This is a genomic window from Streptomyces sp. NBC_00377 (genome assembly GCF_036075115.1).
Taxonomy (GTDB): domain Bacteria; phylum Actinomycetota; class Actinomycetes; order Streptomycetales; family Streptomycetaceae; genus Streptomyces.
The window spans coordinates 5,700,039-5,713,616 of the sequence record NZ_CP107958.1; the positions used below are offsets into that span (position 1 = coordinate 5,700,039).

Consider the following 13,578-nt stretch of genomic DNA (forward strand, 5'->3'; position numbering starts at 1 on the left):
CGGCGGCAGCCACCCGCACCCGGCACCACCCGGCGGCAGCCACCCGCACCCGGCACCACCCGGCGGCAGTCACCCCTACCCGGCGCCACCCGGCGGCAGGACGCCTCTAGATCGTCACCCCGTCCACCTGAAGGGTCTGCACCGCGCCTGCCGCGAACGGCACGCTGATCGTTCTGCCGCTCAGGTAGGTGTCCGAGCGGGCCGTGTAGAGGTCGCCCGAGCCGTTCGTCACCGTGTTCCAGCGAGGGACCAGGCCCGACGCGCCACCCGTCACCGTCGTGAAGCGGGAGAGGTCGAAGGTCAGGGTCTGGGCCGACGAGGAGGTGTTCGCGGCCACGATCACCAGGCGCTTCGCCGCTTTGTCGATCGCCGCCGCCGCGTAGCTCACGCCCGTGTCGAGGATCGTCATGCCGGGCCGGATGTGTCGGCTGAACTGGGCCATCACGTAGTACTTGGTGGTGACCGCGCCGGCCGCCAGCGTGCTCGGGTCGTACGCGATCATCGCCCAGCCCGACGACGGGTCCATGACCTGCCAGTAGACCCACGCGGTCGGGTGCAGCCAGCGGAAGTCGTAGAGCAGGTTGCTCGCCATCGTGAGACCGGTGCCGTCCTTGTCGCCGGTCTCGGAGTTCCACAGCGCCTTGCCGGACGTCGTCACCACGTCGGAGTAGAGCAGGTCGCGGCGGCCGCCCGAGCCCTGGTAGCCGTGGACGTTGACCCGGTTCACATACCCCTTCGTCGTCGACGAGAAGGAGTTCCAGGTGGTGCGGGCGAGGTCGTAGCTCGTCTCGTCCGACGCCGAGATCTTCGTCCCCGTCAGGCCGCGCTTGTCCAGCTCGCTGCGCATGTAGGGGAGTACGGCCGACTGGACGGCCGCGTCCATGTGGCAGCCCTCCTGCGTGCCGGTCGCCGTCCACCAGGACGAGGACGGCTCGTTGAAGGGGTCGACCGTCGCGAAGTTCACGCCCCAGTTCGACTTCGCGTACAGCGCGACCGCCGCCAGATGGGAGGCATGCTGGCGGTAGTTCCAGGTCTGGAGGTTGTTGCCGCCACCGGAGGCTCCGGAGGGGTTGTGGTTGGAACACATCCACCACATGGGGGAGTTGGCGAACAGCTCCGACGTGGCGCCGCGCGACGTCGCCTTCTGTAGCATCGCGCGCTGGGCCGCGTCCGCCGTCCAGTCCCAGGCCGAGGACGTGGGGTCCTCGTTGTTCCAGTCCTGCCAGTAGCCCTCGATCTGCTTGAACGCCGGGATGTTGGCGGAGGCCACCATGCTCGCGCCGCCGACCGTGTTCCAGCTGCACGCGCCCAGGTTGTAGCGGGCGATGTTGAGGCCGAGACCGGGGAGGGTCTTGCCGTTGTAGGACACCGACTTGGTCGTGAAGAAGATGTCGGCGAAGTCGTCCCGGGCGCCGAAGACGTTCGCCCACCAGGCGAGGGATGTGCCCCAGCCTTCCCAACTGCCGTAAGTCGTTGATGGGTTGACGGAAATCGTCGCGTCGGCACGGGCGGTGCCCGTCGCGAGGGCGCTGGTGAGGAGCGCGCCGCCCGTGGCCGCCAGCAGTGTCCTGCGTCGGATCATGACTTCTCCGCTTCGATGACAGCGAACGACCGCCGGTCGTCCCAACCGGCGTCGTCGGGTGCGTCAGTGCACTGGTGTCTGCGGTGCGTCAGTGCGTCACGAAGCATCGGGTGCGGCCCGTGGTGTTGTCGAGAGTTCTGACAGCCCTTTCTCAAACCTGTTGAGGAAGGGCGGGGGAGGGTTCGAGGGGGCGAACGGTATGGAGACCTCTCTCCCTTGCGCCTATCGTGCCCGCGTGCGGATTCCCCTCGTACAGCACAGCACCCGGCGGCGGCGCGCCCGGTACCGGCGGGTGCTCTGGAGCGGTGCCGAAGTCCTCGTCACGGCAGGGGTGTTGGTGCTGCTCCTTGTCGTGCACCAGCTGTGGTGGACCAACCGGGAGGCCAAGGAGGGCGCCGAACGGCGGGTGGAGTCGCTGGAACGGGAGTGGGGGAGCGGCGGCGGCTCGGCCGGTGATCCCGCCGACGCGGGCGGCTCCGGTTCCGGCTCGGGTTCGGGAGCCGGGTCCGGCTCCACGTCCGGGTCCGACGGTGCCGTCGCGTCATCGGGCGGCGGGAGTTGGGCGTCGTCCGGCGCGCCGCGCTCCTCGCAGGCTTACGCCGTGCTCCGCATCCCCCGGCTCGGCCTCCGCGTCCCCGTCGCCGAGGGCACCAGCAAGCAGAAGGTCCTCAACAAGGGGTACGTCGGCCACTACGCCGGCACCCGGCAACCGGGCCAGACGGGCAACTTCGCGGTGGCCGGGCACCGCAACACCCACGGCGAGCCCTTCCGGTACCTCAACCATCTGAGGAAGGGCGACAAGGTGGAGGTGGAGACCCGCGAGGCCACCTACACCTATGTCGTCGACAAGATCCTGCCGCAGACCTCGCCCCGTGACTCGGGTGTCATCCGGCCCGTGCCCCGTTCCCTCACCGAGCCCGCCTACGGGTACGACGCCCCCGGCCGCTACCTCACCCTCACCACCTGCACGCCCGAGTACACCTCCCGCTACCGCCTGGTCGTGTGGGGCAGGCTGGTCGCGTCGCTTCCCCGGGGATAGCCGGCCGCCGTGCCGCCGCCCGGTCCCGCCACGACGGCTCTACGACCCTTCCTCCAGGGCCTCCCGGACGGCGGTCAGGACGGCCTCGGTGTCCGCGCCGAGGGCGCGGGCGGAGGCGGTGAAGTCACGGGCCAGGGTGGCCAGTTGGTCCGGATCGGGACGGGCGGGTTCGGACGGCGGCGCCGCCACCCGGGTGCCCGCGCCACGACGGGTGCGGATCAGCTCGGCGGTCTCCAGCTCCCGGTAGGCGCGGGCCACGGTGCCCGGCGCCAGACCGAGGTCGGAGGCCAGCTGGCGCACGGTCGGCAGGCGTTCGCCCTCCGTCAGCCGGCCGGTGACGATCAGGGCGGCGAGCTGGGCGCGGATCTGCTCGAAGGGCGGTACCTGGCTCGTGGTGTCGACGCGGACCGCGGGTTCACTCATCGCCGACGGCCCGGGGCATCACGATGGTGAACAGGCACCATCCCAGGCTGAACAGGGTGAGCAGGCCCAGGGGGTAGATGACCAGGGCGGTGACGTTGCCCAGCATGCCCGCGCAGGTGGTGCGGGACAGCACCCTGCCGATCATCGCGAGGACGAGCAGCAGCTGGCTGGAGACCAGCAGCCCCCAGGCCGCCGTGATCGCCCACGAACGGTCGTGCCGCTGCTGGTTCCCGCCGGGGCGGTGGGCGATACGGCGCAGGGCCCACACGCAGGCGGCGGTACCGAGGGCGATGGAGGCGAGGATGGGGGTGGCGTAGTGGATGCCGGGCCAGGGGCCGAGGGGTCTTGTCGCCCCCCGGCATGTGACGGTGACGGCCCGGCTCGCCCGGCTCATGGAGTCGGGCGAGGCCGTGGCGGCCCCGGTCATCAGGAGGACGACGAGACACGCCGTCTGGAAGAGCAGCAGCGGCGCCATCCGGGGCGGTACATGGTCACGGACCCGGCGCGGGGCGAGGCTCGCGGTGCGGACGGCCTCCACGGGGGCCGGGGTGAGGGAGTCGCCGAGCAGAACGCCGCCGACGGCGCACAGGCCGAACGCGGTGACCGCGCTGAGGAAGGTCATGGCGACGTCGTCGCTGTCCCGCACCGCCAGCCGCTGTGCGACGACGACGCCCAGGGCCAGCCCGGCCCAGCGGGCGCAGAGGTCCGCGCGGGCGAGCAGGCGCTCAGGTGGAACGGTGTCCAGCATGTGGGGCCCCCGGGTGCGTACGAAATGCTTGTATCAAGTGGTGAGTACAAGATGCCCGGGGTGCGGATCTTGTGTCAACCAGTTGATACAAGTGCCCGCACCCGGCACGCCCACGGCCCCGACGATCGCCGGCCGTACGGTGAATGCCCCGCCTGCGGAACTGTCGTACCGGTCCCGGACGTCCTCATGGTGCCGGGGCCGGGGCTCGACCCCGACCCGGCGGATCCGGTCGGCCGGGCCCTGCTGAGGCCGAAGAAGCCGCTGGAGCCGATCGAGGCCGGTCAGGTATAACCGACATCGGACAAGCAGACGCACGCAGAGGTGCGGAGGGCGCAGGAAGCGCGGAGAGCGCAGTCCCGCGAGAAGCGAGAACGAGAAGAGGGAGGGCGAGAGCATGATCCGCAGCCGGTTCGTACCGCGTCCCGCTCTCGTGATCCTCCTGCTTCTCCTGGACGTCGTGCTCCTCGACGCCGGCAGTCTCTCCGCCGCCGTCGCGCTCGCCGCGACCGCGGCGGCCGGTTCCGCGCTCGCCGTCTGCACGCTCGTCGCCGCGCGCAGCGCCCCCGCCGTCCCGCCCACCCGGGTGCGCACGGCCATCAGGGACCGGGCCCGCCGTACGGCGTTCCTGCCGCAGCGCGATCCCGACGCCTCCGGCCGCCCACGCCCCAGGGCGCCCGGCCAGGCCCTCCGGACGACAGCCGCGTAGACCCACCCGGTACCGGTACGTATCAGCACCATCACCATCACCATCACCTGCACCGATACGTGCGCCGGTACGTGGGTGGCCCGCGCGGGTCGTCATGCCGTCAGTCCCGTTCTCCCGGCACGACGAGACCCCCGGAGGGCTCACCCGCCATGTCCGTTTTTGCCAGCCTGGTCGAGCATCTCGCCGACCTGCTCCACCCCCTGTTCGGCGCCACCGCAGCGGCCGCCGCGATCGTCCTGTTCACCGCGCTCGTACGCCTGCTCGTACACCCCTTGTCCCGCGCCGCCGCCCGGGGCCAGAAAGCCCGCACGGCGTTGCAGCCGAGGATCGCCGAGCTGCGCAGGAAGCATGCCCGCAACCCCGAGAAGCTCCAGCGGGCGGTGCTGGAGCTGCACACCGAGGAGAAGGTGTCGCCGCTGTCCGGACTGCTGCCCAGCCTCTGCCAGATGCCCGCCTTCTTCCTCCTCTACCACCTCTTCTCCAGCTCCTCGATCGGCGGCGAGGACAACGCGCTGCTCGACCACCGGCTGTTCGCCGCACCGCTCGGCGACCGCTGGACGGACGCGCTGACCGGGGGAGGCGTGTTCGGCGCGGCCGGAGTGGTCTACCTGGCACTGTTCGCCGTCGTCGCGGCCGTCGCCACCTTCAACTTCGCACGGGCGAAGCGCGTGCCGCTGCCGCTTCCCCCGGCGGGAGCCGACACAGGTACCGGCACCGGTGACGTGGTGCCGGGGCTCGGCACGATCAGCAAGGTCATGCCGTTCATGTCCTTCTTCACCCTGGTCACCGTGGCCGTCGTACCGCTGGCCGCCGCGCTCTACGTGATCACGAGCACGACGTGGAGCGCGTGCGAACGGGCGGTCCTGTACAGGTGACGGGGGATCGACCGTCCCGCGGGTGACGGCCCCGAGGCCCCGGGGAGGTGACGGTCCAGTCCGTGAAAGGGGGCTTGCGGACCCGGCGGTACAGCTTGGAGGATCGACCAGTCCTCCGATGGCTGCACCCGTCGGACGGCTGCCCGCGATCGAGGGAGAGAGTGACCATGAAGCTGCTGCGAGTCGGTACGGCGGGGACGGAGCGGCCCGCGCTGCTCGACCCCCAGGGCGTCCTGCGGGACCTCTCCGGGATCGTCCCGGACATCGACGGGGCGCTGCTCGCCGACGACGTCGCGCTCGGCCGGGTCCGCGAGGCCGCCGAGTCCGGCGGGCTGCCGGTGCTGGACGCGACCGGCCTGCGGGTCGGGCCGCCGCTGGCCCGGATCGGCAAGATCGTGTGCATCGGGCTCAACTACCACGACCACGCCCGGGAGACCGGGGCCGAGCCGCCCTCCGAGCCCGTCGTCTTCTTCAAGGCGGCGGACACGGTCGTGGGCCCTTACGACACCGTCCTCGTACCGCGCCGGTCCCTCAAGACCGACTGGGAGGTGGAGCTGGCGGTCGTCATCGGGCGTACGGCCCGCTACCTCGAGTCGGCGCGGGACGGGCTCGCGCACGTCGCGGGGTACGCCGTCGCGCACGACGTCTCCGAGCGCGAGTTCCAGATCGAGCGGGGCGGGACCTGGGACAAGGGGAAGAACTGCGAGACGTTCAACCCGCTCGGGCCGTGGCTGGTGACGTCCGACGAGGTCGCCGACCCGCAGGACCTCTCCCTGAAGCTCTGGGTCAACGGGGAGCTGAAGCAGGACGGGACCACGGCCGAGCAGATCTTCCCGGTGGGGGAGGTCGTGCGGTACGTCAGCCAGTTCATGACCCTGTACCCGGGGGACGTCATCAACACCGGGACGCCCGCCGGGGTGGCCATGGGCGAGCCGGAGCCCAAGCCGTACCTGCGTGCCGGGGACGTGGTGGAGCTGGAGATCGCCGGGCTCGGCCGCCAGCGCCAGGAGTTCAAGGACGCGTGAGCGCTCCGTCGGGGGGCGGGGAACCGCGGTGGTCCGACGGCTGCGGGCCGGTCCGTGGCCGATCGCGCCCACGCGGCGGAGCCGCACGATGCCGCGGCCCCGTCCCCCTTGGAGGCGTTCAGCGCAGGTATTTCTCCAGGAACTGTTCCAGGACCTCCACCACGAAGCGGTGGTCCTCCAGCTGGGGCAGGCCCGACACCGTCACCGCGCCGATGATGCCCACGCCCTCCACGTTGACGGGGAAGGAGCCGCCGTGGGCCGCGTACTCGTCGGGGTCCAGACGGGAGGCCTCCTCGAACGTCGTGCCCTTGGCACGGAAGCGGGAGCCCACCAGGTAGGACGAGGCGCCGAAGCGCTCCACCACCCGGCGCTTGCGGGCGATCCAGGCGTCGTTGTCGGGCGCCGAGCCGGGCAGGGCCGCGTGGAACAGCTGCTGGCCGGCGCGGTGGATGTCGACGGCGACCGGCGCCTGACGCTCGCGGGCCAGCTCCACCAGCAGGGAGCCGAGCTCCCACGCGTCGTCGTGCGTGAACTGCCGGAAGACGAGCCGTCGTTCCTGGGCCTGGAGCTCCTCCAGGGTCGGGGTGATCTCCGGGGTGAACTTCGGGGTCATCGGGTGGGTTCCCATCAGAGCGTCACCGTCACCTTGTCTCGTGCCGAACGGCGGGCCGCCTCCAGTACGTCCAGAGCGGCGGCCGCCTCGGCGGCGGTCACCGGATTGGGGCCGCCGTCGATCAGTGCCCTGGCCACCGCAGCGTAGTAGGCCGGGTAGTCGCCGGGGAGGGTCCGCACGGGTCGTCCGCCGCCGGTCAGCGGGGACTCCCCGGCGCCGACGCGGCCCCACAGTTCCTCGGGCTCGGTTCCCCAGCGGGGTGATCCGTCGGGCCGCTCGCCCTCGCGCAGGGCAGCCTCCTGCGGATCGAGGCCGTACTTCACATAGCCCGCCTTCGAGCCCAGCACCCGGAAGCGCGGGCCGAGTTGGGGCGTCGTCGCGGAGGCGTAGAGGTGGGAGCGGACGCCGCTCGCGTGGGTCAGCGCGATGAACGTGTCGTCGTCGGCCTCGGCGCCGGGGCGGCGGACGTCCGCCTCGGCGTAGACGGAGACCGCCGGTCCGAACAGGACCAGGGCCTGATCGACGACGTGACTGCCGAGGTCGTAGAGGAGACCTCCGATCTCTGCGGGATCGCCGGACTCGCGCCAGCCGCCCTTCGGCAGCGGCCGCCACCGCTCGAACCGGGACTCGAAACGCCGGACCTCGCCCAGCTCGCCGTCGTCCAGCAGCTTGCGGAGGGTCAGGAAGTCGTTGTCCCAGCGGCGGTTCTGGAAGACCGAGAGCAACAGGCCGCGCTCCTCGGCCAGGGCGGCCAGCTCCCGCGCCTCGGTCGCGGTGCCGGCGATGGGCTTGTCCACGACGACCGGCAGACCGGCCTTCAGGGCGGCGGTCGCGAGCGGGACGTGTGTCCTGTTCGGGGATGCGATGACGACCAGGTCGAGCTCGTCGGCGCGGGCGAGGAGGTCGTCCGGGGTGGCGGCGACGCGTACGTCCGGGAACTCGGCGCGGGCCTGCTCCTGCCGCTCGGGGTTCGAGGTGACCACCGTGTCCAGGACGAGGCCCTTGGTCGCGGCGATCAGCGGGGCGTGGAACACGGACCCCGCGAGGCCGTAGCCGATCAGGCCCACGCGGAGCGGGGCGACGGCCGGGTGGGTGCCGGATCCGGTGCCGGTGTCGAGGCCCGTTTCGGAGCCGGTGTCGTCAGTCGTGCGTCCAGTCATGCGAACCACTTTCGCAACGCTGTTGCCAAAGTGCAAGTGCGAGGGACAATGGCAGAGTGAACACGACGAACGACGGAGGCGACAAGGACCGCACGCCGCAGTCCGCGCCGGAATCCGGTACAGCGCCCGCCACGGGGTCCTCCTGGGGACTCCCGCCGGACCACGAGCCCGGTCCGGGAACCGGCCGCGCGCCTGAGCGTCCGGCCGATGCCGTGACGCGCCGGGCCGCGGGCGTGAACCTGCTGGCCCTGCGCAGCCACAACGCCGCGCTCGTGCTGGACCTGCTGCGCGCCGCCGGCCCCGACGGCATCAGCCGGCTGGAGATCGCCGAGCGCACCGGGCTCACCCCGCAGGCGGTCAGCAAGATCACCGCCCGGCTGCGGGAGGAGGGCCTGGCGGCGGAAGCCGGCCATCGCGCGTCGACCGGCGGCAAGCCGCGCACGGTGCTGCGACTTGTCCCCGAGGCCGGCCACGCGGTGGGCGTCCACCTCGACCGGGACGAACTGAGGGTGGTGCTGGCCGACCTCGACGGACGCGTGGTGGGCGAGCGGTGTGCCCCGATGTCCCTGGGCGCGGGGGCGGAGGCGGTTCTGGACGCGTTGCTCCGCGAGGTGACGGAGGTCCTGTCGGAGGCCCTCGGGGGCGGCGCCCTCCTGGCCCCGCTCGGTGTCGGGGTGGCGCTTCCGGGTCCGCTCGACCATGTGCGCGGGGTGCTGCACCGGGTCACCGGCTTTCCCGAGTGGGACGGTTTTCCGCTGCGGGACGTGCTGGCGGCCCGGCTCGGCGTGCCGGTGGTCGTCGACAAGGACACCAACGCCGCCGCGCTCGGCCTCGCCGTCGGCGGCGAACGCGGCTCCTTCGCCTGTCTGTACCTCGGGACGGGCCTCGGTGCCGGCCTGGTGATCGGCGACGCCGTGCACCGGGGTGCCCGCACCGGCGCGGGGGAGTTCGGACACCAGGTCATCCAGCTGGACGGGCCGCCCTGCTCCTGCGGCAACCGGGGCTGTGTCGAGGCGCTGTGCCTTGCGGCCATGGACCGGGGTGACGTGACCGAGGCGGCGCGGGTGCTCGGCGAGGGCGCCGCGAACCTGGCAGGGCTGCTCGACATCGACGCCGTCCTGCTGGGCGGGCGCACCATCACGGCCGCTCCGGAGCCCTTCCTCCGGGGGGTCGCCGCCGTCCTGGAGGCCCATGCGCGCCGTGAGGGATCCCGGGAGGGCGCCGTGCCGGTACGCCTCGCCCCCGGCGGGGCCCGCGCCGTCGCGGAGGGCGCGGCGCAGCTGCTGCTGGGTCCGGTGTTCGGACGGCGGGACGGCTGAGCCGACCGATCGGTGCCTCCTCCGCCGAACGAGGGGATTCGTACGGTCGTGCGGTGTGCCGTTCCCGCTCGGCGCGGGGCGTCGTGCAGGCTCACGTGTTCATGCGACTGTGCCCGCCTGTCTCCCTCTGCCTCGCCGTGGCCGCCGCCCTTCTTCCCGCGCCCGCCCACGCGGAAGCCGGCCCGGGCTGCGCCGGCCCCGACGGCGCCGACTTCCCCCTCACCACCCGCCTGTACGGGGGTCCGGACTCCTACCGGGCCGGGGGCGGATACGGCATCTGGTACCTCGACCTCACCAACACCACCCGCCGTACCTGCGACGGGATCCACCCGGTCGTCGTCCTGGTCGACGCCGGACGCACCCTGAAGCCGTCCCAGGCGCGCCTCGAGTTCTACGCCGACGGTCGACCGCACCCGGTCCGCTTCGAACCCACCGACGACGACGAACTGGTCGGAGCGTTCACCGACGGGCCCGTCCAGGAGCCCACCGGCGGACCGGCCTCCGGACCGGCCTCCGGACCGGCCTCCGGGCAGGGCGCCGCGCAGGGCGACGGCGTCGACGGCTTCCCCGGCTTCACCGTGGGTCCTGGCCGGACGCTCACCGTCAAGCTGCGCCTGGCCCTGACCTCGGACACCGCGCCCAACGACGTCACCGCCAACGCGGCCGTCGTCCAGCGGCACGGTGACGACGGCGACTGGATCGGCCAGTCGAACGACTACCGCTTCGCCGTCGAGGCCGGCCCGGACCCCCGCCCGGACCCCGACTCCACCCCCGACCCCGTCGGCACCGCCCCCGACCTCGACCCCGCGGCGCCCACCCCCGCCCCCACCCTCGCGGCCACCCCCGCCCCCGACCCCTCCGCGGCGGGCACCGGCAGCCCCTCCCTCGCCGACGAGGCCGAGGAACTCGCCCGCACCGGCCTCACCTCACCCGCCGTCCTCGCGGCCGGCACCGCCTGTCTGCTCACTGCCGGAGCGTTCCTGCTGCTGGCCCGCCGAGTGGCCCGCCGACGCCGCTGAACCGTGGTCGTGTCCCAGCCGGTGGACGCCACGGAACCGGCCATTCCCTCAAGATCGGGCCTGTGCTTAGGCTGGGGCGCACGCAGCGACCGCGTGCAGGCACGGCACCGCGTACAGGCGCGGCCACCGCGTACTCGCGCACGGCAGGGAGATCCCGCACATGGCAGACCGCAAGCCCATCGAGTCGTGGCTCACCGACATGGACGGTGTGCTGATCCACGAGGGCGTACCGATCCCCGGCGCCGACGCCTTCCTGAAGAAGCTGCGTGATTCGGGCAAGCCGTTCCTGGTGCTGACCAACAACTCGATCTACACCCCGCGTGACCTGCACGCCCGGCTCCAGCGGATGGGCCTGGACGTGCCGACCGAGAACATCTGGACCTCGGCCATGGCCACTGCCCAGTTCCTGGACGACCAGCGGCCCGAGGGTACGGCGTACGTCATCGGCGAGGCCGGACTGACCACCGCGCTGCACGACATCGGCTACATCCTCACCGACCACGAGCCCGACTACGTCGTCCTCGGCGAGACCCGCACCTACTCCTTCGAGGCGATGACCAAGGCCGTCCGGCTCATCAACAACGGCGCCCGCTTCATCTGCACCAACCCGGACGAGACCGGCCCCTCCGCCGAGGGCGCGCTCCCCGCCACCGGAGCCGTCGCCGCGCTGATCACCAAGGCGACCGGCAAGAACCCGTACTTCGCGGGCAAGCCGAACCCGCTGATGATGCGCACGGGGCTGAACGCGATCGGCGCCCACTCCGAGAGCAGCGCGATGATCGGCGACCGCATGGACACCGACGTCCTCGCCGGCATGGAGGCCGGCATGCGGACGTTCCTCGTGCTCACCGGTCTGACCCGGCCCGAGCAGGTCGAGAACTTCCCGTACCGGCCGTCGCAGATCGTGGACTCGATCGCGGATCTCGTCGACCGGATCTGAAACCCGTAACACGGCGTGAGCCACCCGTACGGAGCAGTGATACCCCGCCTGAGATGCGCTTCGGGTCCCGGCGGGGGAGTCTCCCATCAGCTGGAGGTTCACGATGAGTTCACTGAAAATCACACTCTGTGCGGGCGTCGCCGTCGTCGCCGCGGTACTCGTCCCGACGGCCTACGCCTCGGGTGAGGGCGGCGGAGACAAAGGCGGCAGCGTCTCGGTCACACCGTCCACGCCCAAGCCCGGCGACGAGGTCACGCTGAAGGTCAGCGGCTGCGGCGGCAGAACGGCCACCGCGGTCTCGAACGCCTTCGTCGCGGACGCGCAGCTCGTCGGCGGAGGCGGCTCGGGCGGCACGCTCGTCGGCGACACCCGGGTCCGCTCCTCGATCGGGACAGGCACCTACGACGTACAGATCACCTGCGTCGACTTCAAGGTGAAGGGCCGCATCAAGATCGTCGAATCGTCCCCCGCCGAGTCGTCGCCCCGATCGCCGCAGTCGTCGCAGCCGCTGGAGCCGTACGGGCCGTCCACGCCCGCCTCTCCCGTCGCCCCGGTCCACGCGGGCGGCGGCGGAACGGCTCCGCTCACCCCGGTCGCCGCCGTCGACGAGGCGCAGGTGGACGGTCATGGTCCCGGCACCGTGCAGGCTGTCGTCGGGCTGGTGCTCGCGGGTGTCGCCGCGGCCGCCGTCGCGTTCCGCGGTGCGCACCGGAGACGCAGGGTGGAATGACCGATGTCCGACCGCGAACGCACTTCCGGCCGCCTCGTCACGGGTCTGGCCTGGACGGTGCTGCTGTTCGGGCTGTGGCTGTGGGGGCGCCAGGTGACCGAGGTGCGGCACGGCGCCTCCGCCCCCGCCACGGGTGACATGGCCGCGGTGGGCCGCCCACCGGGCACCGAACTGCCGCCCGCGGCAGAGCCGTTGGGGCAGGCGCTGCCGCAACGCATCGACATTCCCGACCTGGGCGTGCAGGCCCCGGTCGTCGCCCGCGGGCTGGACACCGACGGGGGCATCGCTCCTCCGCCCTTCGACCAGGCGGGTGTCGTCGGCTGGTACGAGGCCGGCGCGAAACCCGGAGCCCGGGGCACCGCCCTGCTGGTCGGGCACGTCGACACCGAGACCAGGCCCGCCGTCTTCTACAAGCTCAGCACCCTCAAGGCGGGCGAGACGGTACGGGTGGTCCGCGACGACGGGAAGGTCGCCGAGTTCACCGTCGACGACGTCGAGGTGATCCAGCGGAACCGCTTCGACGCCCGGCGGGCCTACGGCCCCCGGCAGCCGGACCGTGCCGAACTGCGCCTGATCACCTGCGGGGGCGCCTTCGACCGGGCGAGCGGCAGCTACACGGCCAACGTGATCGTGTCGGCGTATCTGACGGGCACCGGCGCCTGACCCCCGAGTCCGCCGCCGCCCCCGAGTCCGGCGCCCGACCACCGGGGTCCTGCCTGGAGCGGCTGCGCCCTTCCCCTCCGATTCCCTTTCCGTCCTCGCGTCGGCCGCCACCTGGCCCGGCCGACGGCCCGCTCCCCCGAAACCGCCGACCGGGCCGGTCCTCGACCGCGCGCGCCCGGGTTGCGGGAGTAACCCGGCGACCGGCGCGGGAGGCTCTCGGGTTCACCTACCCCGTGGAGGCGGGGACGACCGCATTTCGGCGCCCTGGTGGGCGGCGCGGGCCCTGCGACAGGACCGGGCGAGGGGGTAAAAGCTGCAAATGGGTCAAGTGCAGGTTCCCCGACAGGATGTGGACGGATGTCGGGAGGGGGCCGCGTCCTTGCCGGGCGGGGCACCGCTGTCCGCTCCACCGGATCCCGCCGGACACGACGAAGGCCCCTCGCTCTCGCGAGGGGCCTTCGGTGTCTGTGCGCCGCCAGGGACTCGAACCCCGGACCCGCTGATTAAGAGTCAGCTGCTCTAACCAACTGAGCTAGCGGCGCCTGCTGACGTCGTAACTCTACAGGACCCCCGGGGGTGCCCCGGACCATCCGTTCCGGGGGTCGCCGGGCCACGGGGACGGGCGGGGACCGTGTACATCATTCGGACCGTCAGCGAGCGCGTCGGGATGACAGTTGAGAAACTGGCGGACGTGCACAGTCGCGGACATTTCCAACTGGAGTGTGAGGGGAATCGC

14 protein-coding genes, 1 tRNA gene and 1 pseudogene are annotated in these 13,578 nt (G+C 72.2%); 10 read left to right on the top strand and 6 right to left on the bottom strand.

Annotated elements, in window-relative coordinates:
• Positions 1-106 precede the first annotated feature (106 nt).
• A complete protein-coding gene (locus tag OHS71_RS25465; protein WP_328481651.1) occupies positions 107-1,582 on the bottom strand; it encodes a glycoside hydrolase in 1,476 nt (491 codons plus the stop codon).
• Positions 1,583-1,781: 199 nt separating this feature from the next.
• On the opposite strand from OHS71_RS25465, the gene OHS71_RS25470 reads away from it, so the two are divergent.
• Positions 1,782-2,621, top strand: coding sequence for a class E sortase (locus OHS71_RS25470; RefSeq protein WP_443047044.1), 840 nt, complete (start codon positions 1,782-1,784; stop codon positions 2,619-2,621).
• A 39-nt stretch (positions 2,622-2,660) separates the two neighbouring features.
• On the opposite strand, the gene OHS71_RS25475 is transcribed toward OHS71_RS25470, so the two are convergent.
• Both OHS71_RS25475 and OHS71_RS25480 read right to left on the bottom strand, forming a co-directional pair.
• Positions 2,661-3,044 carry a GntR family transcriptional regulator gene (locus tag OHS71_RS25475; RefSeq protein WP_328481653.1) on the bottom strand — a complete coding sequence of 128 codons (384 nt, stop codon included), beginning with the start codon at positions 3,042-3,044 and terminating at the stop codon, positions 2,661-2,663.
• The gene (locus OHS71_RS25480; protein ID WP_328481654.1) at positions 3,037-3,792 is read right to left on the bottom strand and encodes a hypothetical protein; all 756 of its coding nucleotides are present in this window, start codon (positions 3,790-3,792) and stop codon (positions 3,037-3,039) included. The genes OHS71_RS25475 and OHS71_RS25480 overlap by 8 nt, the downstream gene beginning before the upstream one ends.
• A 102-nt stretch (positions 3,793-3,894) precedes the next feature.
• Between OHS71_RS25480 and OHS71_RS25485 the strand changes: the two are divergent.
• The 4 genes and pseudogenes from OHS71_RS25485 to OHS71_RS25500 all read left to right on the top strand — a co-directional run.
• Positions 3,895-4,083 (top strand): annotated as a pseudogene (locus tag OHS71_RS25485) (winged helix-turn-helix transcriptional regulator); the annotation flags it as partial.
• 103 nt (positions 4,084-4,186) lie between these two features.
• Entirely contained in the window at positions 4,187-4,498 is a 312-nt protein-coding gene (locus OHS71_RS25490) for a DUF6412 domain-containing protein (RefSeq protein ID WP_328481655.1), read from the top strand.
• A 149-nt stretch (positions 4,499-4,647) separates the two neighbouring features.
• Positions 4,648-5,373 (top strand): YidC/Oxa1 family membrane protein insertase, encoded by a 726-nt coding sequence (locus OHS71_RS25495; RefSeq protein WP_328481656.1) that lies wholly within the window; start codon positions 4,648-4,650, stop codon positions 5,371-5,373.
• A 167-nt stretch (positions 5,374-5,540) separates the two neighbouring features.
• Entirely contained in the window at positions 5,541-6,398 is an 858-nt protein-coding gene (locus OHS71_RS25500) for a fumarylacetoacetate hydrolase family protein (protein ID WP_328481657.1), read from the top strand.
• 118 nt (positions 6,399-6,516) lie between these two features.
• Here the strand turns inward: OHS71_RS25500 and OHS71_RS25505 are convergent, their stop codons facing one another.
• Both OHS71_RS25505 and OHS71_RS25510 read right to left on the bottom strand, forming a co-directional pair.
• On the bottom strand, positions 6,517-7,026 hold the full coding sequence (locus OHS71_RS25505; protein ID WP_328481658.1) for a heme-degrading domain-containing protein: 510 nt from the start codon (positions 7,024-7,026) through the stop codon (positions 6,517-6,519).
• Positions 7,026-8,171, bottom strand: a complete 1,146-nt coding sequence (locus OHS71_RS25510) for a Gfo/Idh/MocA family protein (RefSeq protein ID WP_328481659.1) — start codon at positions 8,169-8,171, stop codon at positions 7,026-7,028. The genes OHS71_RS25505 and OHS71_RS25510 overlap by 1 nt, the downstream gene beginning before the upstream one ends.
• A gap of 56 nt (positions 8,172-8,227) precedes the next feature.
• Here OHS71_RS25510 and OHS71_RS25515 point away from each other — a divergent pair, with 56 nt between their 5' ends.
• The 5 genes from OHS71_RS25515 (at position 8,228) to OHS71_RS25535 (ending at position 12,842) form a co-directional block, all read left to right on the top strand.
• The gene (locus OHS71_RS25515) at positions 8,228-9,490 is read left to right on the top strand and encodes an ROK family transcriptional regulator (protein ID WP_443047046.1); all 1,263 of its coding nucleotides are present in this window, start codon (positions 8,228-8,230) and stop codon (positions 9,488-9,490) included.
• 101 nt (positions 9,491-9,591) lie between these two features.
• Positions 9,592-10,509: a hypothetical protein gene (locus OHS71_RS25520; protein WP_328484642.1), complete on the top strand. Its 918-nt coding sequence runs from the start codon at positions 9,592-9,594 to the stop codon at positions 10,507-10,509.
• Between the two features lie 160 nt (positions 10,510-10,669).
• A complete protein-coding gene (locus OHS71_RS25525) occupies positions 10,670-11,449 on the top strand; it encodes an HAD-IIA family hydrolase (RefSeq protein WP_328481660.1) in 780 nt (259 codons plus the stop codon).
• 103 nt (positions 11,450-11,552) lie between these two features.
• The gene (locus tag OHS71_RS25530) at positions 11,553-12,179 is read left to right on the top strand and encodes a hypothetical protein (RefSeq protein WP_328481661.1); all 627 of its coding nucleotides are present in this window, start codon (positions 11,553-11,555) and stop codon (positions 12,177-12,179) included.
• 3 nt (positions 12,180-12,182) lie between these two features.
• Complete coding sequence (locus tag OHS71_RS25535; RefSeq protein WP_328481662.1) at positions 12,183-12,842, top strand: class F sortase; 660 nt, start codon at positions 12,183-12,185, stop codon at positions 12,840-12,842.
• Between the two features lie 468 nt (positions 12,843-13,310).
• Here OHS71_RS25535 and OHS71_RS25540 read toward each other — a convergent pair.
• Positions 13,311-13,384: transfer RNA gene (locus tag OHS71_RS25540), tRNA-Lys, on the bottom strand.
• Positions 13,385-13,578: the final 194 nt, after the last annotated feature.

Excerpts from the sequence above, each read along its gene's own strand:
- OHS71_RS25490 (WP_328481655.1), top strand. The coding sequence starts at position 4,187 with ATGATCCGCAGCCGGTTCGTACCGCGTCCCGCTCTCGTGATCCTCCTG.
- OHS71_RS25525 (WP_328481660.1), top strand. The coding sequence starts at position 10,670 with ATGGCAGACCGCAAGCCCATCGAGTCGTGGCTCACCGACATGGACGGT.
- OHS71_RS25475 (WP_328481653.1), bottom strand. The coding sequence starts at position 3,044 with ATGAGTGAACCCGCGGTCCGCGTCGACACCACGAGCCAGGTACCGCCC.
- OHS71_RS25505 (WP_328481658.1), bottom strand. The coding sequence starts at position 7,026 with ATGGGAACCCACCCGATGACCCCGAAGTTCACCCCGGAGATCACCCCG.
- OHS71_RS25535 (WP_328481662.1), top strand. The coding sequence starts at position 12,183 with ATGTCCGACCGCGAACGCACTTCCGGCCGCCTCGTCACGGGTCTGGCC.
- OHS71_RS25510 (WP_328481659.1), bottom strand. The coding sequence starts at position 8,171 with ATGACTGGACGCACGACTGACGACACCGGCTCCGAAACGGGCCTCGAC.
- OHS71_RS25495 (WP_328481656.1), top strand. The coding sequence starts at position 4,648 with ATGTCCGTTTTTGCCAGCCTGGTCGAGCATCTCGCCGACCTGCTCCAC.
- OHS71_RS25480 (WP_328481654.1), bottom strand. The coding sequence starts at position 3,792 with ATGCTGGACACCGTTCCACCTGAGCGCCTGCTCGCCCGCGCGGACCTC.
- OHS71_RS25530 (WP_328481661.1), top strand. The coding sequence starts at position 11,553 with ATGAGTTCACTGAAAATCACACTCTGTGCGGGCGTCGCCGTCGTCGCC.
- OHS71_RS25520 (WP_328484642.1), top strand. The coding sequence starts at position 9,592 with ATGCGACTGTGCCCGCCTGTCTCCCTCTGCCTCGCCGTGGCCGCCGCC.
- OHS71_RS25470 (WP_443047044.1), top strand. The coding sequence starts at position 1,782 with ATGGAGACCTCTCTCCCTTGCGCCTATCGTGCCCGCGTGCGGATTCCC.
- OHS71_RS25465 (WP_328481651.1), bottom strand. The coding sequence starts at position 1,582 with ATGATCCGACGCAGGACACTGCTGGCGGCCACGGGCGGCGCGCTCCTC.
- OHS71_RS25500 (WP_328481657.1), top strand. The coding sequence starts at position 5,541 with ATGAAGCTGCTGCGAGTCGGTACGGCGGGGACGGAGCGGCCCGCGCTG.